The 24,692-nt window shown below is 67.9% G+C and carries 25 protein-coding genes; 16 read left to right on the plus strand and 9 right to left on the minus strand.

Annotation, left to right across the window (positions count from 1 at the left end):
• Positions 1-269: 269 nt before the first annotated feature.
• From E6C76_RS09095 to E6C76_RS09105, 3 genes are all read left to right on the plus strand, one after another.
• A complete protein-coding gene (locus E6C76_RS09095) occupies positions 270-1,484 on the plus strand; it encodes a flagellar hook-length control protein FliK (protein WP_136347911.1) in 1,215 nt (404 codons plus the stop codon).
• Positions 1,468-1,827, plus strand: a complete 360-nt coding sequence (locus E6C76_RS09100) for an EscU/YscU/HrcU family type III secretion system export apparatus switch protein (protein ID WP_230976212.1) — start codon at positions 1,468-1,470, stop codon at positions 1,825-1,827. Before E6C76_RS09095 ends, E6C76_RS09100 begins: the two co-directional genes overlap by 17 nt.
• A 108-nt stretch (positions 1,828-1,935) precedes the next feature.
• Positions 1,936-2,712, plus strand: a complete 777-nt coding sequence (locus E6C76_RS09105) for a flagellar brake protein (RefSeq protein WP_136347912.1) — start codon at positions 1,936-1,938, stop codon at positions 2,710-2,712.
• Positions 2,713-2,790: 78 nt separating this feature from the next.
• Here E6C76_RS09105 and fliE read toward each other — a convergent pair whose 3' ends face one another.
• The 3 genes from fliE to E6C76_RS09120 all read right to left on the minus strand — a co-directional run bounded on the left by fliE (position 2,791) and on the right by E6C76_RS09120 (position 5,902).
• Positions 2,791-3,114: a flagellar hook-basal body complex protein FliE gene (fliE, locus tag E6C76_RS09110; protein WP_136348176.1), complete on the minus strand. Its 324-nt coding sequence runs from the start codon at positions 3,112-3,114 to the stop codon at positions 2,791-2,793.
• 170 nt (positions 3,115-3,284) lie between these two features.
• Positions 3,285-4,727 carry a sigma-54-dependent transcriptional regulator gene (locus E6C76_RS09115; protein WP_136347913.1) on the minus strand — a complete coding sequence of 481 codons (1,443 nt, stop codon included), beginning with the start codon at positions 4,725-4,727 and terminating at the stop codon, positions 3,285-3,287.
• On the minus strand, positions 4,724-5,902 hold the full coding sequence (locus E6C76_RS09120) for a sensor histidine kinase (protein ID WP_136347914.1): 1,179 nt from the start codon (positions 5,900-5,902) through the stop codon (positions 4,724-4,726). The genes E6C76_RS09115 and E6C76_RS09120 overlap by 4 nt, the downstream gene beginning before the upstream one ends.
• Positions 5,903-6,062: 160 nt before the next feature.
• Between E6C76_RS09120 and fliF the strand changes: the two genes are divergently transcribed.
• The 13 genes from fliF (at position 6,063) to fliR (ending at position 17,394) form a co-directional block, all read left to right on the plus strand.
• On the plus strand, positions 6,063-7,745 hold the full coding sequence (gene fliF, locus E6C76_RS09125) for a flagellar basal-body MS-ring/collar protein FliF (RefSeq protein WP_136347915.1): 1,683 nt from the start codon (positions 6,063-6,065) through the stop codon (positions 7,743-7,745).
• Between the two features lie 2 nt (positions 7,746-7,747).
• Positions 7,748-8,746, plus strand: a complete 999-nt coding sequence (gene fliG, locus E6C76_RS09130; protein ID WP_136348177.1) for a flagellar motor switch protein FliG — start codon at positions 7,748-7,750, stop codon at positions 8,744-8,746.
• Between the two features lie 18 nt (positions 8,747-8,764).
• Positions 8,765-9,520, plus strand: coding sequence for a flagellar assembly protein FliH (locus tag E6C76_RS09135; protein WP_136347916.1), 756 nt, complete (start codon positions 8,765-8,767; stop codon positions 9,518-9,520).
• Entirely contained in the window at positions 9,517-10,923 is a 1,407-nt protein-coding gene (fliI, locus tag E6C76_RS09140) for a flagellar protein export ATPase FliI (protein WP_136347917.1), read from the plus strand. Before E6C76_RS09135 ends, fliI begins: the two co-directional genes overlap by 4 nt.
• Positions 10,924-11,013: 90 nt before the next feature.
• Positions 11,014-11,457 carry a flagellar export protein FliJ gene (gene fliJ, locus E6C76_RS09145; RefSeq protein ID WP_269140159.1) on the plus strand — a complete coding sequence of 148 codons (444 nt, stop codon included), beginning with the start codon at positions 11,014-11,016 and terminating at the stop codon, positions 11,455-11,457.
• An 81-nt stretch (positions 11,458-11,538) separates the two neighbouring features.
• The gene (locus E6C76_RS09150; RefSeq protein WP_136347918.1) at positions 11,539-12,810 is read left to right on the plus strand and encodes a flagellar hook-length control protein FliK; all 1,272 of its coding nucleotides are present in this window, start codon (positions 11,539-11,541) and stop codon (positions 12,808-12,810) included.
• Between the two features lie 93 nt (positions 12,811-12,903).
• Entirely contained in the window at positions 12,904-13,485 is a 582-nt protein-coding gene (locus E6C76_RS09155) for a flagellar basal body-associated FliL family protein (protein ID WP_136347919.1), read from the plus strand.
• An 18-nt stretch (positions 13,486-13,503) separates the two neighbouring features.
• Positions 13,504-14,517 carry a flagellar motor switch protein FliM gene (fliM, locus tag E6C76_RS09160; RefSeq protein ID WP_136347920.1) on the plus strand — a complete coding sequence of 338 codons (1,014 nt, stop codon included), beginning with the start codon at positions 13,504-13,506 and terminating at the stop codon, positions 14,515-14,517.
• Positions 14,510-14,995, plus strand: coding sequence for a flagellar motor switch protein FliN (fliN, locus tag E6C76_RS09165; RefSeq protein ID WP_136347921.1), 486 nt, complete (start codon positions 14,510-14,512; stop codon positions 14,993-14,995). The genes fliM and fliN overlap by 8 nt, the downstream gene beginning before the upstream one ends.
• 126 nt (positions 14,996-15,121) lie before the next feature.
• Positions 15,122-15,547, plus strand: coding sequence for a flagellar biosynthetic protein FliO (gene fliO / locus E6C76_RS09170; protein ID WP_230976213.1), 426 nt, complete (start codon positions 15,122-15,124; stop codon positions 15,545-15,547).
• On the plus strand, positions 15,537-16,289 hold the full coding sequence (gene fliP, locus E6C76_RS09175) for a flagellar type III secretion system pore protein FliP (protein ID WP_136347922.1): 753 nt from the start codon (positions 15,537-15,539) through the stop codon (positions 16,287-16,289). Before fliO ends, fliP begins: the two co-directional genes overlap by 11 nt.
• Positions 16,290-16,323: 34 nt before the next feature.
• A complete protein-coding gene (fliQ, locus tag E6C76_RS09180) occupies positions 16,324-16,593 on the plus strand; it encodes a flagellar biosynthesis protein FliQ (RefSeq protein ID WP_136347923.1) in 270 nt (89 codons plus the stop codon).
• Positions 16,594-16,605: 12 nt separating this feature from the next.
• Positions 16,606-17,394: a flagellar biosynthetic protein FliR gene (fliR, locus tag E6C76_RS09185; RefSeq protein ID WP_136347924.1), complete on the plus strand. Its 789-nt coding sequence runs from the start codon at positions 16,606-16,608 to the stop codon at positions 17,392-17,394.
• A 7-nt stretch (positions 17,395-17,401) separates the two neighbouring features.
• Here fliR and E6C76_RS22700 read toward each other — a convergent pair whose 3' ends face one another.
• From E6C76_RS22700 to E6C76_RS09220, 6 genes are all read right to left on the minus strand, one after another.
• A complete protein-coding gene (locus tag E6C76_RS22700) occupies positions 17,402-18,391 on the minus strand; it encodes an OmpA family protein (RefSeq protein WP_408003472.1) in 990 nt (329 codons plus the stop codon).
• Positions 18,388-19,608: a flagellar hook-associated protein FlgL gene (gene flgL, locus E6C76_RS09200; protein WP_136347925.1), complete on the minus strand. Its 1,221-nt coding sequence runs from the start codon at positions 19,606-19,608 to the stop codon at positions 18,388-18,390. The genes E6C76_RS22700 and flgL overlap by 4 nt, the downstream gene beginning before the upstream one ends.
• 11 nt (positions 19,609-19,619) lie before the next feature.
• Positions 19,620-21,647 (minus strand): flagellar hook-associated protein FlgK, encoded by a 2,028-nt coding sequence (gene flgK, locus E6C76_RS09205; RefSeq protein ID WP_136347926.1) that lies wholly within the window; start codon positions 21,645-21,647, stop codon positions 19,620-19,622.
• A gap of 83 nt (positions 21,648-21,730) precedes the next feature.
• Complete coding sequence (gene flgJ / locus E6C76_RS09210; RefSeq protein WP_136347927.1) at positions 21,731-22,855, minus strand: flagellar assembly peptidoglycan hydrolase FlgJ; 1,125 nt, start codon at positions 22,853-22,855, stop codon at positions 21,731-21,733.
• A gap of 10 nt (positions 22,856-22,865) precedes the next feature.
• Entirely contained in the window at positions 22,866-23,987 is a 1,122-nt protein-coding gene (locus E6C76_RS09215; RefSeq protein ID WP_136347928.1) for a flagellar basal body P-ring protein FlgI, read from the minus strand.
• 20 nt (positions 23,988-24,007) lie between these two features.
• The gene (locus tag E6C76_RS09220; protein ID WP_136347929.1) at positions 24,008-24,685 is read right to left on the minus strand and encodes a flagellar basal body L-ring protein FlgH; all 678 of its coding nucleotides are present in this window, start codon (positions 24,683-24,685) and stop codon (positions 24,008-24,010) included.
• Positions 24,686-24,692: the final 7 nt, after the last annotated feature.

Consider the following 24,692-nt stretch of genomic DNA (forward strand, 5'->3'; position numbering starts at 1 on the left):
GTTGTGTCCAAACGCGCTCGCTACAAGGCGCGCGACGCAGTCGATGGTGGTTCCCTCGACAAGGAGCGCAACGCCGTAGCGGGGGCGTTTGGACACAACCCGAAGGGCTCGGCCGAGTGGGCTTCCATTGCCGCGTTGCGGCTCCTCGATTGGGAACCACCCAATCCACGTCGCCGCGCCTTGCACTGGAAGCCCACTCGGCCGAGCGCGACCCATGAAACATATGACAACAGACCCTAGAGCCGGATTCTGAACGGATAACCACCGCCATGATTCCCGCCGACCTCGCCGCCCGCCTGCGCCTGCTCACCGAAGCAAGCTTCTTCGAGACCGAACCGCCGGTCCCCGGGCTGCAACGCGCGCGGGCGATCCAGGCCCAGTTGCCGGACCTGCTGCCCGGCCAGCGTTTCACCGCCGCACTCCAGCGCACCCTGCCGGACGGCACCTTCCAGGCCATCGTCGCCGGGCGGCAGATCACCCTGGCCCTGCCCCACTCCGCCAAGGCCGGGGACACCCTGGAACTGGTCGTCACCCATTCCACGCCCCGCGCGGTCTTCGCCCAGTTGGCGGACGCCGGCGCCACGGGCGCCGCGCGGCCGGAACTCAGCCCCACCGGACGGCTGATCAGCTTCCTGCTCACCGGACAGCCCGCCGCCGAACCGGCACGCCTGGCCGAAGGCCGGCCCTTGCTCAACACACCACCCGCCAACGGCGCGGTGTTCGCCCCGGTCCTGCGCCAGGCGCTCGCGCAGAGCGGGCTGTTCTACGAAGCCCAGCAGGCGCGCTGGCTCGCCGGCAAGGTGGATACCGCAGCCCTGCTTTCCCAACCGCAGGGCCAACTGGGCATGGCTGGCCGGCCACTGCCCGGCGGCATGCTTCCCCAGGGCGGCCTGCCCGGCCAGCCAGCGACTGCCGGCACGGCTGCCGGCACTCCGCAAGGCCCGGCATCCGCAGCCTCCACGGCCGGCACCTCACAGACCCAGGGGGCGGCGAGCCTCACCCAGGCCCGCGCCGCCGGTGCCGTGCCGGCGGTCAACGGCCCCGAACGCTCGTCGGCTCAGACCGCCAGCCAGATCGACAATACCCAGCCTGCGCGCCTGGCACCGATTCCGGAACGCGTGCTGCCCGTCGTGCATCAGCAACTCGACGCGCTGGCCACCCAGCAATACGTCTGGCACGGCCAGGCCTGGCCGGGCCAGCACATGGAACTCAGCATCGAGGACCCCAGCGAGGGTGAAGGCGATGGCAGCGGCGACGGCCGTGAATGGCACACCACCTTGCGCCTGTCGCTGCCCCGCCTGGGCGGGGTGGATGCCCATCTGTACCTCGGTGCGGCCGGACTGGCGCTGCGCCTGCAGGCCGACGACGCGGATGCCGCCCAGGCCCTGCTGGATGGCCGCGCAGCCCTGGAAGAGGCCCTGGAAGCCGCCGGCATCGCCTTGACCGGCATGGCCGTGGAGCTGCGCGATGTGTCCGCCGGATGAACCCTTCTCCGGCACCGGCCGTGGCGAGGCGGTCGCACTGACCTACTCCGCCGGCGACGCGGCACCGCGTGTGGTGGCCAAGGGCCGGGGCCTGATCGCCCAGGAAATCATTGAGCGCGCCCGCGAAGCCGGGGTCTATGTCCATGAATCGCCCGAGATGGTCGCCCTGCTGATGCAGGTGGATCTCGACGAACGCATTCCTCCCCAGCTCTACGTCGCCGTGGCCGAACTGCTGGCCTGGCTGTATCGCGTCGAACAGGGCGACATGAGCGCCCCGCCGCCCGACCATTCGCGCCTGCCCGGCCTGCCCGCCACGCCGGAAAAACCGGACCGGGACACCTGATCCACCGAATACCGCCGGGAATCCACCGATATCCGTACGAATGCGGACGGACCCTTGCGCTAGAATTCCTCCCTGCCCCAAGCGCCGCACCGATTGCCGGACCCCAGCATGACCACCGAACACAGCACCCGCGTCGAATTGCTCCGATCCGACGACTTCGCCCAGTACCTGCTGCATGATCCCAAGCAGATCAAGCAGATCGTACGCACGCTGGTCGAAAGCCGCGCCTTGATCACCACCTATCTGCCGTCCGGCAACCAGTCCTTCCTGACCGCCTTGCTGGCGGTGATCAACAACGAAGAGCAGGTGGTGTTCGACGCCAGCCCGGATGAGGCGGTGAACCGCCGCGTCGCGGAAACCGAGGAGCTGATCTGCGCCACGCAGATCGAAGGCATCAAGATCCAGTTTCCGCTCGGTGGCATCCAGGAAGTCACCTACGAAGGCCGCGACGCCTTCCTCGCCGGCCGCCCGGAACGCCTGCTGCGCCTTCAGCGCCGCGAGTTCTACCGCCTGATCACACCGGTCACCCACGCGCTCACCTGCATCATTCCCCTGCTCCCGGGGCCGGACGGCGAGCCACGCTCCATCGAGGCCCGCGTGCTGGACATTTCCGGCGGCGGACTGGCGGTCGTGGTACCGCCCGACGACGTGGAGTTCACCCCGGGCATGGAATTCGACGACTGCCGCATCACCCTGCCCGATTTCGGGCCGGTAGCGGTGCGCATGCGGGTACGCAACCTGTTCCGCCTGACCAACCGCAGCGGCACCGAGGTCCTGCGCGCCGGCTGCGAATTCGTCGACCTGCCCAACAGTGCCAACAACCTCATCCAGCGCTACATCTTCAAGGTGGAGCGCGACCGCAGCGCGCGCGAGCGCGGCATGTGACGGTTTCCCCGAATCGGCCGTAAACGACAACGCCGCCCGAATGGGCGGCGTTGTCGTTCGATGCTGCGGTCCGGACGCTCAGACCGGCATGTTCATGATGTCCTGGTAGGCGGTCACCAGGCGGTTGCGCACCTGCACCATCTGCTGGAAGGACAGGCTGGCCTTCTGCAGGTCCACCATCACTTCCTGCAGATTCACGTTGGGGTCGCCTGCGGTGAAGCTTTCCGCCATGGCGCGCGCCTCTTTCTGCGCGCTGCTCACATCCACCAGGGCGTTCTGCAGCACCTGGGCGAAATCCACGCCCTCGGCGGCCGGCTGCGCTCCGCCCGCCGGCTTGCCTGTGGCCGCCTGCGATACCGAGCGCAACTCGTTGAGCATCTGGTCAATTCCGCGGGTATCCATCATTTCCCCCGGTTCCGGGTTTCCTTGTCTTTCAGTCTAGCAGAGCAATCGCCATGCCACCAGCCACGTGCGTGCGTACCCGCACCCACGCCGCAACGCCCCGGTCGATCCCTGGGCGCACGCGTTTTCAGTGAATAGATAGCAAGAGACGGGCCAGACCCCCCCGGCGCTCAGACGTCGTATCCTTCGTCGCGGTACTGCTGCAGCTTGTAGCGCAGCGTGCGTTCGGAAATCCCAAGCTTTTCAACGGTCTTCTTGCGTGAGCCGCCGAATTCGCGCAGCGTGGAAAGGATGTGCTCGCGCTCCAGATCCTTCATGTTCGCCGGACGCGCGGCCGCCGTCGGCTGCCAGGCGGCGGCAAGATTTGCCGGTTCATTTGCCGGTGCCGGCCACGGGGCGCTCGCCAGTGCCGGCGATGCCGGCATGGGCGGCGGCACCACGAACGCCGGCTGCGCCGGCACGGCAGGCGCGGACGCTTCGCCGTTCCAGTGCGGCAGGCACAGGCGCACGGTTTCCGGCACCACGCTGTCGCCGGCGGTGAGGATCAGCACGCGGTGCATGGTGTTTTCCAGTTCGCGCACGTTGCCCGGCCAGTGGTAGGCCTGCAGCAGGGCTTCGGCCTCGGGGGAGATGCGTGCCTGGCGCTTGAGGCGCTCGCCGTGGCGGGCGAGGAAGTAGCGCGCCAGCGGCAGCACGTCGCCCTGCCGTTCGCGCAGGGAGGGGATGGCCAGCGGGAAGACGTTGAGGCGGTAGTACAAGTCCTCGCGGAAGCGCCCGGCGGCGATCTCGCGCAGCATGTCGCGGTTGCTGGTGGCCAGCACGCGGATGTCCAGTTCCACCGGCTTCTTGCCGCCCACGCGCTCCACCTCGCGTTCCTGCAGCACGCGCAGCAGCTTGGCCTGCAGGCCGAGCGGCATCTCGGAGATTTCGTCGAGCAGGATGGTGCCGGCCTGGGCCTGTTCGAACTTGCCGGGCTGCGCCGTCTGCGCCCCGGTGAAGGCACCCTTCTCGTAGCCGAACAGCGTGGCTTCGAGCAGGTTCTCCGGAATCGCCGCGCAGTTGATCGCCACGAAGGGGCCGCGGGCGCGCGGGGAATGGTGGTGGATGTAGCGCGCGAAGACTTCCTTGCCGGTGCCGGATTCGCCGGTGAGCAGTACAGTGGCGTCGGTTTCCGCCACGCGCGCGGCCAGCGCCAGCAGATTGCGGGTGTGCGGATCCTCGGCCACGGTGTCGTCGGTGGAGGGCGGCACGGCGGCATAGCGGCGCACGTGTTCGAGCAGGACTTCGGGCTCGAAGGGTTTCATCAGGAAGTCGCAGGCGCCGCCGCGCATCGCCGCCACGGCCTTGTCCACGTCGCCGTAGGCGGTCATCAGCAACACCGGCAGCTGCGGGTGGCGGGAACGTACTTCGGCGAGCACTTGCAGGCCGTCCATGGGCTGCATGCGCAGGTCGGTGATCACCAGATTGAAGCTCTGGCGCTCCAGTTCGACCAGCGCCGCGGGTCCGCCGTCGACGCCGGTGACGCCGTGGCCGGCCATTTCCAGGGTCAGGCACACCGCGTCGCGCAGCGCGTCGTCGTCTTCCACGACCAGGATGTTGAGTTGTTCGATCATGCTGAGGCCTTGTCGGCGGTTTCCGCATCCGCACGCGGCAGCGGAAGGGTCAAGGTGAAGGTGGAGCCCTGCCCGGGCGTGGATTCGAGGGCGATCTCGCCGCCGTGCGCGCGTGCCACGCCCCGGGCGATGGCCAGCCCCAGGCCGGTGCCTTCGGCACGGGTGGTGAAGAAGGGGTCGAACAGGCGCTCCTGCACGGCGGGGTCGATGCCACGGCCGTTGTCGGCGACGGTGAACACGACTTCCTCGCCGCGCTGGGCGACATGGCAGCGCACTGCGCCGCCCGGTTCGGTGGCCTGGATGGCGTTTTCCAGCAGGTTGGTGATGGCACCGCCCAGGGCCTTGCGGTCGCCGAACAGGGTGAGTTCGCCGCATTCGCAGGCGCTGGAGAATTCGATGCGCCGCGCACGCGCCACCGGCTCCAGGGTGTGCGTGAGTTCGGCAGCCAGCTCGCACACGCCGAAATGCTGGCGGCCCACGCAGTCGCCGCGCGCGAAGGCGAGCATGTCGCGGATCAGGCGCTCCAGGTAGCGCAGGCGCTCGATGGCGCGGTCGGCCACCTTGGTGCGTTCGGCCGGGCCGAGTTCGGGCTGGCGCAGGTTGCCGGTATACAACAGCGCGGCGGACAGCGGCGTGCGCAGCTGGTGGGCCAGGCCGGCGACCATTTCGCCCATCGCCGCCAGCCGTTCGTTGCGCTCGGCGGCGATGCGCATGCGGTAGGTTTCGGTGATGTCGTGCAGCAGCAGGATGCGCTCGTCGCCGGACTCCAGCGGAGTTTCCGACACCGACAGGCGGCGCGTGCCGTCGGCCAGTTCGATGCGCTGCTCGCCCGGCGTTTCGGTGGCTTCCAGGGCGCTGCCCACTTCCCGCCAGTTGCGCCCGGTGATGCCGGCGCCGAGCAGATTCTCGGCGGCGCGATTGACCTGCACCAGATTGCCCGCGCGGTCGAGCACCACCACGCCGGCGGGCAGCGCGCCCATCAGCACGGTGAGACGTTCGGTGAGTTGCTCCACGCGCCCCTGCAGGCCGTTGTAGGCCTGCGAAAGTTCTTCCGAGGCGCGGCTGAAGGCCTGGAAGGCTTCGGCCAGTTGGGCCGCGTCCAGACGTGCCGCGCCCGCCACGGCGGCATTGCGCGCGTCTGCGTCCGTTGCGGTGGCGGCGGTCTGTGGCGACATGGGCTCGGGCTCCAGTAACACGGCTGGCAGTCTAGCCTTGCGGAAGTGTATGGTAACCGGCAAATAGGCGGCAAAAAATGCCGCTATTTCGATGAACGGACTTGCCGCCGGCGACGGACAATGCCGCCATCCGTAAAAGGGACCGCAACAGGAATCCAGCATGGCCACCGCAGAGACCGCTACCGAAGCCGACGTCGCCACGCCGCCGCCGACCCCGCAGTCGCCGCTGCGTCAGGCGCTCGACAACATCAGGGCGCTCGATCAGCGCCAGAAGCTCGCCGCCGGGGCGTTGGTCGCCATGCTGGTCGCACTGGTGATCGGCACGCTGCTGTGGCAGCGCGCGCCCGACTACGCCGTGCTGTTCTCCAATTACGACGAGCGCGACGGCGGCGAGATCATCGCCGCGCTGCAGCAGCAGAACGTGCCCTACCGCCTGTCGCCCAGCGGCACCGCGATCATGGTGCCGTCCGCGCAGGTACACGACGTGCGCCTGCGCCTGGCCGCCGCCGGGCTGCCCAAGGGCGGGCTGGTGGGCTTCGAGGTCATGGAAACCCAGAAGCTGGGGGTTTCGCAGTTCCACGAGCAGGTGAACTACCAGCGTGCGCTGGAGGGCGAGCTGTCGCGCACCATCCAGTCCATCGCCTCGGTGGCCAGCGCGCGCGTGCATCTGGCCATGCCCAAGCAGACCGCCTTCCTGCGCAACGACCAGGCGCCCACCGCCTCGGTGATGGTGAACATGCGCCCGGGCCGCTTCCTGGATGCCGCGCAGGTGGCCGGCATCGTCCATCTGGTGTCGTCGAGCGTGCCGCGCATGACCGAGTCCGGCGTCAACATCGTCGACCAGAACGGCAACCTGCTCACCAAGAAGCCCGATCCGCAGGAGCGTCCGGGCCTCGACCCGAACCAGCTGCGCTACATCGAGGAGGTCGAGGCGGCCTACATCCGCCGCATCGAAACCATCCTGACGCCGATGGTGGGCGCCGGCAACTTCGGCGCCCAGGTCACCGCCGACATCGATTTCAACCAGGTCGAGCAGACCGCCGAGACCTACAAGCCCAACCCCACGCCCGACCAGGCCATCCGCAGCCAGCAGATCAGCGAATCCAGCGAGCGCGACCGCGGCCCGCAGGGCGTGCCGGGCGCGCTCACCAACCAGCCGCCGGTGCCCGCCACCGCGCCGGTCACCGCGCCGCCGGTCGATCCCAACGGCGGCAACGGCAACCCGCTGCTGAACCATAGCCGCAACGCAACGATCAACTACGAACTGGACCGCACCATCCAGCACATGCGCCAGTCGCTCGGCCAGATCCGCCGCCTGTCGGTGGCCGTGGTGGTCAACCACCGCAGCGAGGTGAATGCCAACGGCCAGGTGGTGAACGTGCCGCTGACCGAGGAGGAGATCGCCCGCATCACCAATCTCGTGCGCGAGGCGGTGGGCTACAACGCCACGCGCGGCGACAGCCTGAACGTGGCGGCGAGCCCCTTCGTGGCGACAGGTGGCGGCCCCGTCGGTCCGCTGTGGAAGGATCCGCAGGTGATCGGCATGGGCATGGAAGCCGGCAAGTATCTGCTGATCGCGCTGGCCGTGCTGCTCGCCTACCTGGCCGTGATCCGCCCGCTGCTGCGCGTGGTGGTGCCGCCGAGGGAAGAGGCGGAGGAAGAGGAAGAAGACGAGGACGCCTACGAGGACGACGCCGAGGTCACCCTGTCCGAGGAAGCGCTCGCCGGCGAAACCTTCGAACAACGCGTGGAACGCGCGCGCGAACTGGCGCGCGACAATCCGAAGCTGATCGCCGAGCTCATCAGAACATGGATGGGCGTGAATGAGGAGGGCCGCAAGTGAGCATCACTCCCGAAGAAGGCCTGGAAAAATCCGCCCTCCTCCTGCTGACCCTCGGCCCCGACGGGGCCGCCGAGGTGCTCAAGCACCTGGGCCCGCGCGAGGTGCAAAAGCTGGGCATGAAGATGGCCACCATGGCGCCGCAGCCGCGCAGCAAGGTCGAACAACTGCTCGACGAACTGGACGAACATGCCGGCAAGGGCGGCGCCATCCATGCGGACGAGGAAGCCATCCGCGAGATGCTCACCAAGGCGCTCGGCGACGAACGCGCCGCCCATCTGCTCTCGCGCGTGCTGCAGGGCTCGGACACCGCCGGCATCGAAAGCCTGAAGTGGATGGACGCGCCCACCGCCGCCGACCTGATCAAGAACGAACACCCGCAGATCATCGCCACCATCCTGGTGCACCTGGAGTTCGACCAGGCCGGCGAGATCCTCAAGTACTTCCCCGAGCGCCTGCGCAACGACGTGGTGCTGCGCATCGCCACGCTCGACGGCGTGCAGCCGCAGGCCCTCAAGGAACTCAACGACGCGCTCACCCGCATGCTGTCCGGCGCCTCCTCGGTGAAGAAGGCGGCCATGGGCGGCGTGCGCCACGCGGCGGAGATCCTCAACTTCGTCGGCTCGGCGGCGGAAACCGCGGTCATCGACAACGTGCGCGAGTACGACCCCGATCTGGCCCAGCGCATCCTCGACGAGATGTTCGTGTTCGAGAACCTCATGGACATCGACGACCGCGGCATCCAGACCATCCTGCGCGAGGTACAGTCCGATTCGCTCATCGTCGCCCTCAAGGGCGCCGCGCCGGACCTGCGCGAGAAGATCTTCAAGAACATGTCCAGCCGCGCCGCCGAAATGCTGCGCGAGGACCTGGAGGCCAAGGGCCCGGTGCGCCTGTCCGAGGTCGAGGCCGAGCAGAAGGAAATCCTCAAGATCGTCCGCCGTCTGGCCGAGGAAGGCCAGATCATGCTGGGCGGCAAGGGAGGCGACGATGCCTTCGTGTAAGCCCATTGGCAGCCCCCGATGAGCATCACCCGCCACCAGGCGGTGGGCGCCTACCGGCGCTGGGATCCGCCCACCTTCAACGAACGCGGCGAAGTGGTGCCCCCGGCCGAGCCCGAACGCCCCGCCCCGCCACCCGAGCCGGCTGCCGAAACGCCGGCCGAACCGTTGTTTCCGCCGGATTTCCAGCTGCCCACCGCCGAGGAAATCGAGCGCATGCAGGAGGCCGCGCGCGAGGAAGCGCGTGCCGAGGGCCATGCCGAAGGACTGGCTGCCGGCCAGGAAGAAGGCCGCCGCCAGGGCCACGAGGAAGGCCTGCTGCGCGGCTATGAAGAAGGCCGCCAGCATGCGCAGGAGGAAGCCGAACGCTTCGGCGCGCTGGTCGGCGACCTGGACAGGGCGCTCACCGAACTCGACCACGGCGTGGCCGAGGAACTGATGGCGCTCGCCCTTGCGCTGACCCGCAAGATGGTGCGCCAGACCTACGAATTGCATCCCGAAGCGGTTCTCGAGATGGTCCGCGCCGCGCTGCACGAACTGCCGCAGAACGGCGCGCGCATCCGCCTGCATCCGGACGACGCCGCGCTGGCGCGCGAATACCTTGGCGAGCAGCTCGAACACGGCGAGCACCGCCTGGTCGAGGACGACACCCTGACCCGCGGCGGCTGCGTGGTGCAGGCCGGCGACACGCAGATCGACGCCAGCATCGAAACCCGCTGGCGGCGCGTGGTGGAAAGCCTGGGGCGCAGCGAAACCGACTGGGACGAGCCCGCATGAATCCCGCGCTGGCCGATTCCTGGCGCGAGTATCTCTCCGGCAACCGCGCCATGGGCGAGGATGCACAGCCCTTCGAACGCTCCGGCCGGCTGATCCGCATCAACGGCCTGGTCATGGAAGCCGCCGGCCTGAAACTGCCGCTGGGCTCCGGCTGCCGGGTGATGGTGCCCGGCGGCGGCTCGGTGGAAGCCGAGGTGGTCGGCTTCAACGACGAAAAGCTCTACATGATGCCCACCGAGGACGTTTTCGGCCTCGCCCCGGGCGCCCAGGTACTCCCGCTGGAGAGCCCGCCCAACCGCCTGCTGCCCGGCCAGGGCGCGCCGCGCAACCGCCGCGCCGCCGACCGCGCCAAGCACCTGCCAGTGGGCGAAGGCCTGCTTGGCCGCGTGGTCGATGGCGGCGGCCGCCCACTCGACGATCTCGGCCCACTCGATACCGAACTCACCCGCTCGCTGCAAAGCCGGCCGTTCAACCCGCTCACCCGCGCACCGATCTCCGCGCCGCTGGACGTGGGCATCCGCGCCATCAACAGCCTGCTCACCGTGGGACGCGGCCAGCGCCTCGGCCTGTTCGCCGGCTCGGGCGTGGGCAAATCGGTGCTCATCGGCATGATGGCGCGCTACACCTCGGCCGACGTGATCGTCGTCGGCCTGATCGGCGAGCGCGGCCGCGAGGTCAAGGAATTCATCGAGCACAGCCTGGGGCCGGAGGGCCTGAAGCGCTCCGTGGTGGTCGCCGCGCCGGCCGACACCAGCCCGCTGATGCGCCTGCAGGGCGCGGCCTACGCCACCACCATCGCCGAGCATTTCCGCGATCAGGGCAAGCAGGTGCTGCTGATCATGGACTCGCTCACCCGCTACGCCATGGCCCAGCGCGAAATCGCCCTGGCCATCGGCGAGCCGCCGGTCACCCGCGGCTACCCGCCCAGCGTGTTCGCCCGCCTGCCGGCGCTGGTGGAGCGCGCCGGCAACGGGCAGGAAGGCGGCGGCTCGATCACCGCGTTCTACACCGTGCTCGCCGAGGGCGACGACCAGCAGGATCCCATCGCCGACTCGGCGCGCGCCATCCTCGACGGCCACTTCGTGCTCTCCCGGGCACTGGCCGACCAGGGCCACTACCCGGCCATCGACATCGAACAGTCGATCTCGCGTGCCATGCACAACCTGGTGGGGGACGCGCACTTCGATCTGGTACGCCGCTTCAAGCAGTTGTTCTCGCGCTACCAGCGCTCGCGCGACCTGATCGCCGTGGGTGCCTACCAGCCCGGCTCCGATCCGATGCTGGACACGGCCGTCGCGCTTTATCCTAGAATTGAAGCCTTCCTGCAGCAGCGCATCGACGAGCGCGAGGATTACGCTGGCGCGGTCGCCAAGCTGACGCAGTTGTTCCCCGCACCGGGCTGACCGGCACCGGCCGGGCAGAACCTGATCAAGCACCAATAAAAAAGGGTTCGCCATGGATCATCACCGACCCCGCTCTCAACGGAGTCCGCGTTGAGCGCCTTTCCCCTGCAACCCCTGCTCGACCTCGCGCAGACGCGCATGGACGATGCCGCGCGCCGCCTGGGCGAGCTGATCGCCATGGAAACCGAAGGCCAGCGCAAGCTGGAGATGCTGCAGGCCTACCGCGACGAGTACCACCAGCGCTTCGTGCAGGCGGTCAGCAACGGCATTGGCCCGGATGCCTGGCGCAACTACAGCGCCTTCCTCGCCCGCATCGACGACGCCATCGCCGCGCAGCGCAGCGCCGTCGAACAATCGCGCCAGCGCACCGCGCAAGGCCAGCAAGTCTGGCTGGCCCAGCGCAACAAGGTCAAGGCCATCGACACCCTCTCGCAGCGCCACAAGGCCGCCGACCAGCGCCTCGAGAACAAGCGCGAGCAGCGTCTGCTCGACGAACATTCGGCCCGGCTGTTCTCCAGAAAACACGGGGAATAGCGCCTTTCCACCCACCAGCGGAAAAACTGGCACGTCGCTTGCTGATTGACCGGCGAACAAACGCCAATGAGGTAAGCGAGCATGTCATCGATGATCCTGCAACAGTCCCAGGCGGGCACCGGCCCCCAGAACAGCCTGCTGTCGTTCATGGCCACGCGGACCACCCAGGGCAACGGTGAGCCCGATCCCTTCTCGCGCACCCTGAGCAACCGCCTCGAGGGTCCGCGTGAACGCACCCCCGAGCGCCAGACCGAACCCACCCGCGAAACCCAGCCCGCGCGCCCGGACGAGGCGCCGCGCAAGGCCGAACACACCCGTGGCGGCGAGCGCAGGACGACCGCTTCGAACACCGACCGCTCCGCTGACGGCACGGCTGCCGCGCAGGATGCTGCGGGCACGGATACCGCCGTCCCGCCTCCCGCCACCACCTCCCAGCAAAGCGGCGAGGCCCCGGCGGAAGATGCACAGACCGGCGCCGACGATCCGGCAAACCCGGCCGATGCGGTTGCCGCATTGCCGGCAGCCCTTGCCGCGCTGCTCGGCAAAACCTCCATGGATACGCCCGAAGATGTTTCCGGCGCCGAAGAACCCGCGCTGGGCGACGTGCTGACCGGTAAGGGCGGCCGCAAGAACGCCGCCAGCGGAGATGACATCAAGGGGAAATGGCTGCAGAATCTGCGCGGCGACAAGACGGCGCCCGGCGCGGACGCGACGGCCAATGTGAATGCGGGCGGCAATGCTGCCAAGATCGCCAGCCTGGTGGCCCAATTGCAGCCGAAGACCGAGGCATCGGTCGGCACGCTGACCGCCGAATCCGGCACCAAGGCCATTGGCGGGGATACTTCGACCGCGCTGCACGGCCTGCTGTCGCCGCGTACGTCCAACCCGCTGCAGCCGGGGCCGCAGTTGCAGGTCGCCACGCCGCTGGGCCAGCGCGGCTGGGCGGAGGAAGTCGGCAACAAGCTGATCTGGCTGACCAACCGGGGCGAGTCCAAGGCTGAACTGGTGATCACCCCGCCGAATCTGGGCAAGGTGGAAGTGTCCATCAACATGAACGGGGACCAGGCCACCGCGCACTTCGTCGCCGCGACACGGGAAGCCAAGGAGGCGCTGGAAGAGGCCCTGCCCCGCCTGCGCGAGCTGATGCAGCAGTCCGGGGTGAATCTGGGCCAGACCAGCGTCAGCACCTCGGGCGGGCAGCACGCCCATGCCGGCAGCGACAACCCGTCCGGGCAGGGGCATGGACGCGGTAACGGCAGCGGCAACGGCGAGCAGGCCGACGGCGGCGGTGGAGCGGCCGAACAGGGCGGGTGGACTAAACAAGGAGAAGGTTTGGTCGATATATTTGCCTGAGGCGCATGAATTGGGGTCGCTCTGCCCCATTTATCCGCGCTTCGGATTCGGCCGGACGGACGCATAATCCGTTTACGATTTCAGGAGAACGGCATGGCCAAGGCGCCAGCAAAACCCGAAGTGGCAGTAACCCCGGACGCTCCGGCCCCCAAGAAGAGCAAGCTTCTGCTCGTCATCGTGGTGATCCTGGTGCTCCTCCTGCTGGTCGCCATGGCCTTCATCGGCGTATTGTTGCTGCTCAAGAGCAAGGGCGGCAGCCACGACGGCGAGCCGGCGCCGGTCGCCGCGCCCGCGCAGCAGGCCGCCGCGCCGATGGTGGTCGACCTGTCCAAGCCGCCCGCCTTCGTGCCGCTGGAGGTGTTCACGGTGAACCTGGCGCGCGAGGGCAATTCCGACCACTACCTGCAGACCACCATCGTGCTGCGCGTGGCCGACGCCAAGGTGGCCACGCAGATCACCGCCTTCATGCCGGAGATCCGCCACCGCATCAACCTGCTGCTGTCCAGCAAGGCGCCCTCCGAGATTGCCACCGCCCAGGACCGCGAAGCCCTGGCACACGACGTGCTGATCCAGGTGAACGAGGCGCTGGGCATTCCCGCGCCGCGCGATCCGCGCCCCAACCTGCCCTGGGGGCCGGTGCACGGCGTGCTGTTCAACTCGTTCATCGTTCAATAAACCGCGAGGACGACCATCATGTCTTCGGACTTTCTCTCCCAGGATGAAGTTGACGCCCTGCTGCGCGGCGTCAGCGGAGAGTCCGACGAACCCGAAGCCGAGGAAGGCGAGGGCGGCGGCGGCATCAAGCCGTACAACCTCGCCACGCAGGAGCGCATCGTGCGTGGGCGCATGCCCACCATGGAGCTCATCAACGAGCGCTTCGCGCGCTACCTGCGCATCGGCCTGTTCAACTACATGCACCGCAACACCGAGGTCTCGGTGGGGCCGATCAAGGTGCAGAAGTACGGCGAGTTCGTGCGCAATCTGGTGGTGCCGACCAACCTCAACCTGGTCACCGCCAAACCGTTGCGCGGCACCGGGCTGGTGGTGTTCGACCCCAACCTGGTGTTCCTGGTGGTCGACAACATGTTCGGCGGCGACGGGCGCTTCCACACCCGCGTGGAGGGGCGCGACTTCACCCCGACCGAACAGCGCATCATCCAGGGCATGCTGGGCGTGGTGTTCGCCGAATACGGCAAGGCCTGGGCGCCGGTGTACAAGCTGGAGATGGAGTATGTGCGCTCCGAGATGAACTCGCAGTTCGCCAACATCGCCACGCCGTCGGAGATCGTCGTGTCGACCAGCTTCTCGCTGGAGATGGGCGGCGCGCAGTCGGAGATGCACATCTGCTTCCCCTACTCCATGGTCGAGCCCATCCGCGAGATGCTCTACTCGACCATGCAGAGCGACCACCTGACCCAGGACAAGCGCTGGATCAACCTGCTGTCGCGCCAGCTGCGCACCGCCGAGGTCGAACTGGTGTGCAACCTGGGGCAATCCAGGGTCACCCTGCGCGACATCGTGAACCTGCGCGTGGGCGACGTGATCCCCCTGCAGGTGGACGAGATGGTGCAGGCCGAAGCCGAGGGCGTGCCGGTGTTCGAAGGACGCCATGGCGTGCTCAACGGCCAGTACGCAGTCAAGCTCGAACGCTTCCTCGCGCAGGAAGAAGCCGATCCCCCGCCGATACCGGGAGCCCAAAATGGCTGAGAACGAAACCGAAGAGAACCAGATCACCGAAGACGACTGGGCTGCCGCGATGGCCGAACAGGCCGCCACCGAGGCGGACGGCGCCGATGCCGAAGCCGCCCAGGTGGCCGCCGACCTCGCCGCCGCCGCAGCCGAGGGCGAATCGCCCTACCAGGCCAAGCCGGCCAGCCATCTGTTCCCCGACTTCGGCGCCGCCGGCGCGCGCAGCGGAACCATGAACGACTTCGACATGATCCTGGACATCCCCGTCCAGCTCACCGTCGAACTCGGCCGCACCAAGCTGTCGATCCGTAACCTGCTGCAGCTCGCGCACGGTTCGGTGGTGGAACTGGACGGCCTGGCGGGCGAACCGATGGACGTGCTGGTCAACGGCACGCTGATCGCCCAGGGCGAGGTGGTGGTGGTCAACGACAAGTTCGGCATCCGCCTCACCGACATCATCACCCCGGCCGAACGCATGCGGAAGATCCGCAACTGACGGGTCCGCGCGGCCGGCAGGCCGCGCAAAACGGACGAATAACCGGCCTTTTCCCCGCCTGTTCCACCCGCCCGCGGGCGGGCGTCGGCGCTATGCTGGGCACGTCGACATCCCTGCCCGCCCACCGTGCGCCGTCTCCATTTCCTGCTTTCCGCCCTGCTGTGCGCCCCGGCCCTGGCCGTGGCGCAAGGCAGCGAACCCGCCCCCGGCCTGGGCGCCAGCCTCGGGCAGATGCTGTTCGGCCTGACGGTGGTGCTGGTCATCCTGTTCGCCACGCTGTGGGCGCTCAAGCGCCTCACCGTGGCGCGCGGCACCGCCGGCCATCTGAAGGTGCTCGGCGCGACCGCCGTGGGTCCGCGCGAGCGTGTGGTGCTGGTCGAACTGGCCGGCAAGGTGCTGGTGCTCGGCGTGGCCCCGGGCAACGTGCGCACCCTGCACACACTGGAAGCCGGCGAGCTGCCGGCCGCAGAAACGCCCCAGCCCGGCCTGGCCGGCAAGGATTTCGCCGCCTGGCTGCGCCAGTCGGTGGAGCGCCGCAAGCATGAAGACTGAGCGCGCCCTGCCCCGCCTGCTGCTCGGCCTGGCCCTGCTGCTCGGCCCGGCCGCGGCCTTCGCCCAGGTCATGCCGGCCCTGACTGCCACTCCCGCACCGAACGGCGGCACCAGCTACAGCCTCAGCGTGCAGACGCTGCTGCTGCTCACCTCGCTGACCTTCATTCCGGCGGTGGTGCTGATGATGACCAGCTTCACGCGCATCATCATCGTGTTCTCGCTGCTGCGCACCGCCATGGGCACGCAGACCTCGCCGCCCAACCAGGTGCTGCTGGGGCTGGCGCTGTTCCTCACCCTGTTCATCATGGCGCCGGTGGCCGAACGGGTCTACACCGAGGCCTACCAGCCGATGGCCGCGGGCGAGATCGGCTTCGACGTGGCGCTGGAGCGCGCCTCGGTGCCGATGAAGACCTTCATGCTCGCGCAGATCCGCGAGCCCGATCTGTCCCTGTTCGCCCAGCTCGCCGAGGTGCCGCCGGTGGATCGCGCCGAGGAACTGCCGATGCGCGTGATCGTGCCGGCCTTCGTCACCTCGGAGCTGAAGACCGCCTTCCAGATCGGTTTCATCATCTTCATCCCGTTCATCATCATCGACATGGTGGTCGCTTCCGTGCTGATGTCGATGGGTATGATGATGATGAGCCCGATCATCGTCTCGCTGCCTTTCAAACTGATGCTGTTCGTGCTGGTCGACGGCTGGACGCTGCTGATCGGTTCGCTGGTGCGCAGCTTCGCGGTATGAACGCCATGCGCCACGCCCACGGAGGACGCCTCCCATGACTCCCACCACCGTCGTCGATCTGGGCCGCCAGGCCATCGAGGTCGCCCTGATGGTCGCTGCCCCGCTGCTGCTCGCGGCGGTGGTCACCGGTCTGGTCATCAGCATCTTCCAGGCCGCCACGCAGATCAACGAGATGACCCTGTCCTTCGTGCCGAAGGTGGTGGCCATGTTCATCACCCTGGTGATCGCCGGCCCCTGGCTGCTCACCGTGCTCACCGATTTCATGCGCCGGCTGTTCGAATCGATTCCGAGCATGATCGGCTGACGCCGCGCACCCATGCTCAGCTTCACCTACGACCAGTTGGCCGCCTGGCTGGGCGCGTTCCTGTATCCGCTGGCACGCCTGCTGGGCATGTTCGCCAGCGCGCCGGTGTTCTCCAACCGTTCTGTCCCCGTGCGCGTGCGCCTGGCCCTCGGGCTGGGCATCTCCATCGCCATCGTGCCGGCCCTGCCGCCGATGCCGCCGATCGATCCGGGCTCCTACATGGGGCTGCTGGTGCTGCTCTGGCAGATGCTCATCGGCATCGCCATCGGCTTCATGATGCGTCTGGTGTTCGCCGCCGTGGACATGGCGGGCTCGCTGGTGGGCATGCAGATGGGCCTGTCCTTCGCCATCTTCTTCAGCCCCACCGCCGGCGGGCAGACCGCCGTGCTGTCCGAGTTCCTCGGCCTGGTGGCCACCCTGCTGTTCCTGTCGATCAACGGTCATCTGCTGATGGTCGATGCGGTGGTGCGCAGCTTCGAATGGCTGCCGATCTCCACCGCGCCGGTGGCCGCCGAGGGCTGGGCCTTCATCGCGCGCTACGCGGTGACCATCTTCGCTCTCGGCCTGCTGTTGTCGCTGCCCATGCTCACCGCGCTGCTGGTCACCAACATCGCGCTGGGCATCCTGACCCGCGCGGCGCCGCAACTGAACCTGTTCGCCATCGGTTTCCCGATTTCGCTGGCCATGGGCATCCTCGTGCTGATGCTGTCGATGAACTACCTGGGGCCGGTGATGGTGAGCTTCTTCGAACGCGGCTTCGGCGCCATCGACGCGATGCTGATGGCGCTGGGGCGGGTCTGAGTGCGTCTCAGCGCAGGGCGATCACCTCGACACGGCGGTCGGGCTGCAGGCAGGCGATCAGTTCCGCGCGGTTGACGATGGCATCGCACGCGGTGCCGGTGAGCGGCTGGCTTTCGCCGCGCCCTTCGGTATAGATCCGTCCGGCCTCCACGCCCTGGCTCACCAGATAGCTCTTCACCGCGGCGACGCGGCGCTCGGACAGGCGCTGGTTGTAGGCATTGGAGCCCAGGCGGTCGGTATGGCCGACGGCAAGGACCACGTTGAGGTTCAGTTCGCGGATGCGGTTGGCGAGTTGATCGAGCTGGATGCGGCCCATCGGGCGCAACTCGGCCTTGTCGAAATCGAACAGGGCGTCGGCCGACAGCGAGGGACTGCCGGTACCGGCGAGCGATTGCGCACTGGCGGCGGACACGGAATCCGCCGCGGAGGCAACGGCAAAGGCCTGCGCACCGGCAATTCCTGCCTGCGGCGGCAAACCGCCGCCCTGCAGGCCGCCGGGAAACTGCCGGGAGCCGACCAGGCGGATCTCGCCCTGGGCGATGCGGCGCGCCAGCGGACGCTGGGAATCCACCCCTTCCTCATAGCGCAGCACGTCGAAACCGGCATAGCCGCCTTCCGCCACCAACTGGCGCGCGGCACGCTGGAAGACCTGGCGGGCTTCGCCTTCGCCGCCGGTCACCATGCGCTTCATGCGCAGATCGAGTTGCCAGACCTCTTCTTCGCTGCGGCTGGCGCTGATCTGCCAGTTGGGCGTCAATGGATCGTGGATGGCATAGGCGATCAACGCGCCGCTGAACAGGTTGGTCGTGGAGATGCCGAGTTCGGAGGCAGCCGCCGTAGACAGCTTGTACCCGCCCAGGACGCCGGCCGCGTTGGCGCCCTGCTCGGTCCCCCAGCGCAGCGCGGTTTCCTGATCCGGCAGGCTGGCGCAGCCCGCGCTCAGCAGGGCCAGGGCGAGAGGAAGAATCCGGCGCATCGCGCCCCCCTTGGTTTTCACAGGTAATCGAACAAGGACAGCCGGGAGACCTGCATGAAGGACTGCTGTGCGGCCTGCAGATAGGTCTGCTGCTGGGCGAAGCGGGAAAGCGCCTCGACGTAGTCCACATCCATCAGATCCGAGATCGATTCCTCGTACTGCAGGTTGAGGTCGCTGCCCAGGCTTTGCAGGGCCTCGGTCTCGACCAGTTGGGAGCCGATGCGCGCACGGGTCTTCAGCACGTTCTCCAGGGCGCCGTCGATATTCTCCAGCCCCACGGCCACCGCGCCGGCCGCCATGCCGGCCGGGCCGGGGCGTTCCATGGCGTCGATCAGCATGCCGAGGTTGTCGAAGATGTTCGGCGACGAAGCGAACACCTCGAACTGGTCGCCATCTTCCGGCGTGCCGCTGGCCAGGTCGAGTTCGAAGCCCAGCGCGGCGGTGATCGCCGGGTCGTTGAGCGCGGTGGCGCCAACGGCCACAGGAATCTTGTCGGCCACGCCTGGGCGGTATTCGTAGATGTCCCAGGTCGGCGGATTGACGCCATCGTCGTGGTAGGTGACTTCATAGCGCCGGCCGAGCAGGCTGGGGTCGGCCGGGTCCGGCAGGGCCGCGCTCAGCGCGCCATTGCCCACGTTGTTGGTACCCGCCGGCATGGCGATCAGGTCGTTGCTGTAGGCGCGGGTGTTGGTGAAGATGTCCGAGCCCGGCAGGCTCACCGGCATGTAGCGCGAGGCCGAAACCTGGATGGTCTGGGTACCGTGGTCGCCATGGTAGGTCACCCCGGCCAGATCGCCGGAAAACGGCTGCTGATTGGCCATGTAGCCGGAGAACAGATAGTCGCCCATGCCGTCCTGGCTGTTGGCCAGCGCCAGCATGGCGTCGAACTGGGCGCGCAGGTCGGTGGCCACGTAGGCCAGATCCTTGTCGTCGTAGGAGCCGTTACCGGCCTCGACGGTCTTGGTGCGCATGTACTGGAGGATGTCGCCGATGCCGGTGAGCTTGCCTTCCAGCAGGCCCAGGCGATCCTCGGCGTAGCCGGTATTGACCATGAACTGGGAGTTCACGCCCTTGGACTGCCCGAGTTCGAGCGCGCGCGAAGCGGCGATCGGATCGTCGGCCGGGGTCAGTACCCGCCGCCCGGTGGACAGCTGCTGCTGGGTGTGCAGGAGGCTGCTCCATTGCTGCTGCATGGAGCCCACGCCCTTCTGGTAGATCATGTTGCTCGAGATACGCATGATCGTTCTCCTTAGCGGGCAATCGTCAGAATGGTGTCGAACAGCGTCTGCGCCACCGACATCACCTTGGCCGAGCTCTGATAGGCCATCTGGTAGCGCACCAGGTTGGCGGCCTCTTCATCCAGGTTGACCCCCGACAGGGAGTCGCGCGCATCCGTGGCCTGATCCAGCAGGGCCTGCTGCGCGGTCATGTTGACCTGCACCTCGCGCGTCTTGTTGCCCACCAGGGTCACCATGCTGGCATACACCGACTGGAAGGTGGCGGTGGGGTTGCCGGCGCTGCCGGAGAGCATCAGCTTGGTGGTCTGCAAGGCCCCGAGATTGACCGCGTTGCGGCTGTCCGCGACCCCCGCCTCAGTCGGCGCGAAGGCCACTTCGGTGGTATCGGTCCAGGAGCCCTTGGCGGTGAATTCGAAGGCGAACGCCGCCGGGTCGTTGGGATCGTCCGCCGGATCGCTCAGATAGCGGAAGCGTACCCCGCTGCTGTCCACATCCGGATCATAGGCCCCGCCGGCCACCCAGCTCTGCGAGGCGGTGTCGAAGCGGTACAGCGTGCCGGTACCGGTCACGCTGAGCGTATCGGTGGCGGTGTCGAAGCTCAGCCCGATGGAGGCGAAGTCGGCCTTGCCGTCGCCATTACCGTCGATGCCGTTCACCGACAGGGTACGTACGCCGGTGATCAGATCCGACAGCGTGCCGTTGCCGGTACCGGTCACCAGCGCGGCATTCACCGGATCGCCGGAGGCCAGCTTGCGCGGGTCGGAGATGCCCACCGAGATGTCGCGCGCGGCAAAGCGCACCGGCTGGATCAACAGGCCGTGCGCGGGGATGTCCGCCGCGCCGTTGGGCAGGGTGATCTGCACGCCGCCGCCGCTGAAGCTGGGTGGGGGGCCGGCATCCACGGTCAGTGCGATGCTCTCGCCGGCCGTGGTGCGCAGCGCGTAGTTGGTGCCGTCGTAGGTGAGCAGGTAGTCGCTCGCGGTGAGCGCCGAGTAATCGGTGATCGCCGCAGTGGCGCCGGTCACCGCAGGCTTCAGCACCGGGGTGGGGCTGTTGAAGAAATCATTGCCCAGCACGCCGTCCAGATCCACGCCAAGGCGGTGCTGGGCGTTGAAGGCTTCGGCGATGCCCACGGCGATCAGGCCGAGGGAGTTCTGCGCGACGTCGAGCGTCTCGCGGCGGAAGGAGAGCAGGCCGCCGAGCGAACCGCCGGTCAGCAGGCTTTCCGGCAGGATGTTCTCCACGCCGGACTGGCTGACCAGCGCTACCACATTGCGCTGCGGGTCGTTGGGGTCGCGCACGGCGGCCAGTTGGGTGGCGGTGTTGCCCACCACCAGCCCCTGGCCGGAGCCGATGAACACGTTGAGCGCGCCGGAATCATCTTCCACGGTCTCGACGCGGATCAGCTTGTTCAGTTCGGCCACCAGCTGATCGCGCTGGTCGAGCAGATCGTTCGCGGCCACGGTCGGCCCGCCCACCTGCGCCAGCGTGATGCGCTGGTTCATCTCGGCGATGGCCTGGGCGTACATGTTGATCTGCGCGACGGTGGAGATGATCTCGCTCTCCACCCCTTCACGCACTTCGCTGATCCGCGCGTCCAGCGTCTGGAAGCGCGACACCAGCGCCTCGGCGGTGGAGATCAGCGACTGGCGGGCGGCCTCGCTGGTGGGGTTGGCGGCCATCTCCTGCACACCCTGGAAGAACCCTTCCAGCGCGGGGGAAAGACCGGAGGTGGCATCGCCGAGCAGATTGTTGATCTGGCGGATATGGCCCTCATAGGCGGTGAGCTCGGCCAGCCGAGTGCTGCTGGTGAGCACCTGGTTTTCCAGGTAGGCGTTGTACGAGCGGGTGACTGCGGCGATCTTCGTGCCCTGGCCGAAGAAGCCCACCCCGGAGTAGTTCGGGTTCTGGGTAGTCTGGACGACCGTCTGCCGGTGGTAGCCCTCGACCGCGGCATTGGTGATGTTGTGCCCGGTGGTGAGCAGTTGCGCCTGGGCGGCGTTGAGACCGGTCAATCCGATATTGAGCAGGCTCGCCATGATGTTTTCCCTGATTCCTAGGTTTGCCCTACTCTCTGCAAGAAGCTTGCCAGGGAAAAAGCGGCAATTTCAGCCGGGGGGAATCAGGTGGTCAGCGCCTTGTTCAGCGTGGGGCCGGTGATCACGCCGGCAAGCTTGGCCGCGTAGCGCGGATCGGTAGCGTAGCCGGCCTGTTGCAGGCCGCGCGCGAAGCCGTGGGCATCGGTCTGGCCGAGCACGCGGGCATAGCGGGAGTTGTCCGAGAGCAGGCGGGCGTAGTCGCTGAAGGCTTCCGCATACGACTCGTAGCTGCGGAAGCGCGCTTGTTCCACATACGGCGTGGAGCCCGAATACTCGGTGACCGCGCGGCCCAGGGAATCGCCGTTCCAGCTCGAACCGGCCTTGATGTTGAACAGGTTGTAGCTGGAGCGTCCGTCGGCATGGCGCAGCACCTTCTCGCCCCAGCCGGTTTCCAGCGCCGCATGGGCGACGATGAAGCGCGCCGGGATGCCGGTGGCGCGGCTGGCGGCCTCGGCATGCGGCCAGACCTCGCGAACGAAGGCGGCACGGGGGTCGATGGCGGACGCATCCTCCTGTGCGGAGGAAGAAGAGGCCGCGCCGGCCTCCACCGCACGGCCCGCGCCCGTCGCCGGCGTGGCGGCGGGCGTTGCGGAACCACGGAAGCGGCGCGCGGCCTCCAGCTGGGAGATCAGCGCGCCGATCGGATCCGCGTCGCTGCTGTCCGCGGAAGCGGCCCGGGCAGGAAGCGCCACACCGGCACCATCGACCGGCAAACCGTTCTGCTGCGCGAGCATGGCGGCAGCGTTTGCCGCCTGGTTCAGCGCATTCACCGCGAAACCCGGCGCCGGCCCGATCGGCAGGCCGGTGGCCGGCGCATCCATCGCTTCGGCGGCGGCATGCTTGCCGTTCAGCCCGCCGAGCTGGCGGAACAGCACCTCGCTCATGCCGTTGTTGCGGCTGTGCGCCATCTCCAGGGCCATCTGCTGATCGAGCAGGGACTGGTAGGTACGCGAGTGCTCGCTGTCGAACATGCTGTTCTTCGGCGTGGCCTCGCGCATGGCCTTCAGCGCCATCTGCCACAGCAGGGCCTCGAACTGCTTGGCCGCCCCGCGCAGCGCCTCCGGAGAATCCGGATTGTCGCGCGCGAGCCGCTGCAGCTCGCTGAGCGAGCGCGGATCGAGCGCGTTGATCTGGAAGCCGGCATCCATGCCCGGGGCCTCAGATCACCTCGAGTTCGGCACGCAGCGCGCCGGCCGACTTCATCGCCTGCAGGATGCTCACCAGATCCATCGGCTTGGCACCCAGCGCGTTGAGCGCCTTGACCACGTCGGCTAGGTTGCTGCCGGCCTGCACGTCGACCAGTTGTCCGGGTTCCTGTTCGATGGTGATCTCGCCGCGTTCGGTGATCACGGTACGCCCCCGCGACAGCGGATTGGGCTGCGAGACGGCCTGATCGGTCATCACCGTGACCGTGAGGTTGCCGTGCGCCACCGCCACGTTCTGCAGCTTGACCTGCTGGTTCATCACCACCGAACCGGTACGCGAATTGACGACGACGCGCGCGGCCTGCTGCACCGGGGTCACGTTGAGGCTTTCGAGCTGGCCGAGGAAGGCCACGCGCGAGGTCGGGTCCGACGGCGCGCGCACCTGGATGGTCCGTCCGTCGAGCGCCTGCGCGGTGCCCGGCATGGTGGCCAGGTTGATCGCATCCACCACGCGGCGCGCGGTGCCGAAGTCGGTGTCGTGCAGTTCCAGCACGATATGGTCGCCCTGCCCCAGCATGGTGGGCACGGCGCGCTCCACCGTGGCGCCGGCCGGAATGCGCCCGGCGGACAGGTGGTTGATGGTCTGCGAGGCGCCACCGGCCTGGCCGCCCGCGCCGCCGACCACCATGTTGCCCTGGGCGATGGCGTAGATCTGCCCGTCGGCGCCCTTCAGCGGGGTCATCACCAGCGTGCCGCCGCGCAGGCTCTTGGCGTTGCCGATGGAGGACACGGTGACGTCGATGTGCTGGCCCGGCCGGGAGAACGGCGGCAGGTTGGCGGTGACCATCACCGCCGCCACGTTGCGCAGCTGCAGGTTGGTGCCCTGCGGCAGGGTCACGCCCATGTTGCCCAGCATGTTGATGATGCTCTGCACGGTGAACGGCGTCTGCGTGGTCTGGTCGCCGCTGCCGTCCAGGCCCACCACCAGCCCGTAGCCGACCAGCTGGTTGTTGCGCACCCCGGCCACCGAGGCCAGATCCTTGATGCGTTCGGGCGCGGCGTGCGCGCCGGTGGCGAGCAGCAGGCCGAGGATCAGGGCCGGGAGCGTGGTGCGGAAGAAGGAAGGGGAAGCCATGATCGTGCTCCTGCCAGTCATCAGAACGGCGAGATCGCCACGAAGAAGCGTTGCAGCCAGCCCATGGTGTTGGCTTCGTTGATGAAGCCGCTGCCGCGGTACTCGATGCGCGCGTCGGCCACCTGGGTGGATTGCACGGAGTTGGCCGAACTGACGCTGACCGGGTTGATCACGCCGGAGAAGCGGATGTATTCGTTGCCCTGGTTGATCGCCACCAGCTTCTCGCCGGACACCAGCAGGTTGCCGTTGGGATAGACGTCGATGACGGTGACCGTGATGGTGCCGTTGAACACGTTGTTGGCCGCCGCCGCGCCCTGGCCGGAGAAGTCCGAATCGGCGCTGATGTCCAGGCCGGCGCCGTTGAGGCGGTTGGTGGCCACCGAGGGGATGTTGGGCGCGGTCAGGCCGATGCTGGCGCCGAGCGAACTGGAACGCCCGGTGGAAGCATTGGCGCTCTTCGAGGCGGTGTTGCGCTCGACCAGGTTGATGGTGATCAGGTCGCCGATGTTGCGCGCGCGCCGGTCTTCGAACAGCGGACGCGCCTGGGCGTTCTGGAAGATGCCGCCGGTGGCCGGCACGGCCTGCGCGCGCATTTCCGGGCGCATGCTCATCGGCTGATGCACGGCGGTGGGCGGGGTGGAATAGATCGACGCGCAGCCGCTCAGCAGCGCGAGGGTGAGGATGGCGAGGATTCTCATGGCGGCT

It is taken from the genome of Pseudothauera nasutitermitis, assembly GCF_004801295.1.
GTDB lineage: Bacteria > Pseudomonadota > Gammaproteobacteria > Burkholderiales > Rhodocyclaceae > Pseudothauera > Pseudothauera nasutitermitis.

Excerpts from the sequence above, each read along its gene's own strand:
- E6C76_RS09095 (WP_136347911.1), top strand. The coding sequence starts at position 270 with ATGATTCCCGCCGACCTCGCCGCCCGCCTGCGCCTGCTCACCGAAGCA.
- E6C76_RS09100 (WP_230976212.1), top strand. The coding sequence starts at position 1,468 with ATGTGTCCGCCGGATGAACCCTTCTCCGGCACCGGCCGTGGCGAGGCG.
- E6C76_RS09105 (WP_136347912.1), top strand. The coding sequence starts at position 1,936 with ATGACCACCGAACACAGCACCCGCGTCGAATTGCTCCGATCCGACGAC.
- fliE (WP_136348176.1), bottom strand. The coding sequence starts at position 3,114 with ATGGATACCCGCGGAATTGACCAGATGCTCAACGAGTTGCGCTCGGTA.
- E6C76_RS09115 (WP_136347913.1), bottom strand. The coding sequence starts at position 4,727 with ATGATCGAACAACTCAACATCCTGGTCGTGGAAGACGACGACGCGCTG.
- E6C76_RS09120 (WP_136347914.1), bottom strand. The coding sequence starts at position 5,902 with ATGTCGCCACAGACCGCCGCCACCGCAACGGACGCAGACGCGCGCAAT.
- fliF (WP_136347915.1), top strand. The coding sequence starts at position 6,063 with ATGGCCACCGCAGAGACCGCTACCGAAGCCGACGTCGCCACGCCGCCG.
- E6C76_RS09135 (WP_136347916.1), top strand. The coding sequence starts at position 8,765 with ATGAGCATCACCCGCCACCAGGCGGTGGGCGCCTACCGGCGCTGGGAT.
- fliI (WP_136347917.1), top strand. The coding sequence starts at position 9,517 with ATGAATCCCGCGCTGGCCGATTCCTGGCGCGAGTATCTCTCCGGCAAC.
- E6C76_RS09150 (WP_136347918.1), top strand. The coding sequence starts at position 11,539 with ATGTCATCGATGATCCTGCAACAGTCCCAGGCGGGCACCGGCCCCCAG.
- E6C76_RS09155 (WP_136347919.1), top strand. The coding sequence starts at position 12,904 with ATGGCCAAGGCGCCAGCAAAACCCGAAGTGGCAGTAACCCCGGACGCT.
- fliM (WP_136347920.1), top strand. The coding sequence starts at position 13,504 with ATGTCTTCGGACTTTCTCTCCCAGGATGAAGTTGACGCCCTGCTGCGC.
- fliN (WP_136347921.1), top strand. The coding sequence starts at position 14,510 with ATGGCTGAGAACGAAACCGAAGAGAACCAGATCACCGAAGACGACTGG.
- fliP (WP_136347922.1), top strand. The coding sequence starts at position 15,537 with ATGAAGACTGAGCGCGCCCTGCCCCGCCTGCTGCTCGGCCTGGCCCTG.
- fliQ (WP_136347923.1), top strand. The coding sequence starts at position 16,324 with ATGACTCCCACCACCGTCGTCGATCTGGGCCGCCAGGCCATCGAGGTC.
- fliR (WP_136347924.1), top strand. The coding sequence starts at position 16,606 with ATGCTCAGCTTCACCTACGACCAGTTGGCCGCCTGGCTGGGCGCGTTC.
- flgL (WP_136347925.1), bottom strand. The coding sequence starts at position 19,608 with ATGCGTATCTCGAGCAACATGATCTACCAGAAGGGCGTGGGCTCCATG.
- flgK (WP_136347926.1), bottom strand. The coding sequence starts at position 21,647 with ATGGCGAGCCTGCTCAATATCGGATTGACCGGTCTCAACGCCGCCCAG.
- flgJ (WP_136347927.1), bottom strand. The coding sequence starts at position 22,855 with ATGGATGCCGGCTTCCAGATCAACGCGCTCGATCCGCGCTCGCTCAGC.
- E6C76_RS09215 (WP_136347928.1), bottom strand. The coding sequence starts at position 23,987 with ATGGCTTCCCCTTCCTTCTTCCGCACCACGCTCCCGGCCCTGATCCTC.
- E6C76_RS09220 (WP_136347929.1), bottom strand. The coding sequence starts at position 24,685 with ATGAGAATCCTCGCCATCCTCACCCTCGCGCTGCTGAGCGGCTGCGCG.